The sequence below is a fragment of the Aquimarina latercula DSM 2041 genome, assembly GCF_000430645.1.
Taxonomy (GTDB): domain Bacteria; phylum Bacteroidota; class Bacteroidia; order Flavobacteriales; family Flavobacteriaceae; genus Aquimarina; species Aquimarina latercula.
Genome location: NZ_AUMK01000031.1, coordinates 1 through 1,412, shown reverse-complemented (window position 1 = coordinate 1,412; position 1,412 = coordinate 1). Strand labels below are relative to the sequence as shown.

The following is a 1,412-nucleotide window of genomic DNA, read 5'->3' as shown; positions in this document are numbered from 1 at the left end:
GTGCTATTGCCTGCTATGGACAAAATATCCCAATTAATCGTCGTAGCTCCTGCATTATAAACTCCGCCATCGCTAATACTGCCTGGTACAATACTATATCCTATAGGTAATACATCTTCGATACTTACATTAGTTGCTGTATCCGAACCAACACTATTGTTAATCGCCAAACTAAAAGTTAAAACATCTCCTACATTCACCGGAGCTCCATTACCATCTACAAAACTCTTTACTAATGATAAATCTGCTGCAGTGGGAGTGATCACAAATGTATCTTCATCATCATCTGCTACTCCATCTCCATTATCATCAACTGTATCATCTGCCGTAGGGTCACTATCTGGATCAAACTGATCACTTGCAGTAATCTGTGTGGTATTTAAATATTCATTGGCTGCTCCTGTGGGGGCATTAACTGTAGCAGTATAGGTTACTGTAATCGAACTATTTGTAGGTACAAATAAATTTGTCCAAGTAGCAGTGTTATTAGGAATATCGGCTGTACCTGTATTATTAACTGTACCTAATGTTAATCCGATAGGTAGTACATCTTCTACTGAAACTCCTGTAGCATTACTACTACCATCATTGGTAATCGTTAATTCAAATACTAATGTATCTCCTATATTAGGCGTAGCACTCCCACTTTGCAATCCTTTACTAATACTTAAATCTGCCTGTTGTGGTGGAATCGTAATACTATCCTCATCATCATCCGCAATACCGTCTCCATTATCATCAACTGTATCATCTGCCGTAGGATCACTATCCGGATCAAACTGATCACTATCCGTGATCTGTGCAGCATTTGTATATTCCCCTGCCGCACCTGTTGGTGCTTCAACAGTTGCTGTATAAGTTAAGGTAATACTTCCATTATTAGAAGGGATACTTAAGCCACTCCAATTCGCAGTGTTATTTGGAAGATCTGGAGTACCACCGTTATTAACAGCTACTAAAGTAAACCCTATTGGTAATACATCTTCTACCGATACACCCGTAGCTGCATCTGGACCTGCATTACTAACAACTAAACTAAAAGTAACTGTATCGCCAACATTTGGACTGCTATTATCAATACTTTTCTTAATACTTAAATCCGAAGATTGAACAGTAACAACTGCCGTGTCCTCATCATCATCAGCAATACCATCGCCATTATCATCAACTGTATCATCTGCCGTAGGGTCACTATCTGGATCAAACTGATCACTACCAGTGATCTCTGCTTGATTCAAATACTCATCAACAGCTCCCGTTGGAGCATCTACAACAGCATCAAAACTTAAGGTAACTGTATCGGTACCCACTGGCACCGCTAATCCTGTCCAGGTAAGAATATTACCAGCAGGAACTATAACAGGGACAATATTACTTATTCCGCTATATCCTCCAGGTACAACATCTGCTAC

1 pseudogene is annotated in these 1,412 nt (G+C 39.7%); it reads right to left on the bottom strand.

The features are described 5' to 3' along the window. Positions 1-1,412, bottom strand: a pseudogene (locus tag H526_RS29525) (hypothetical protein); the annotation flags it as partial.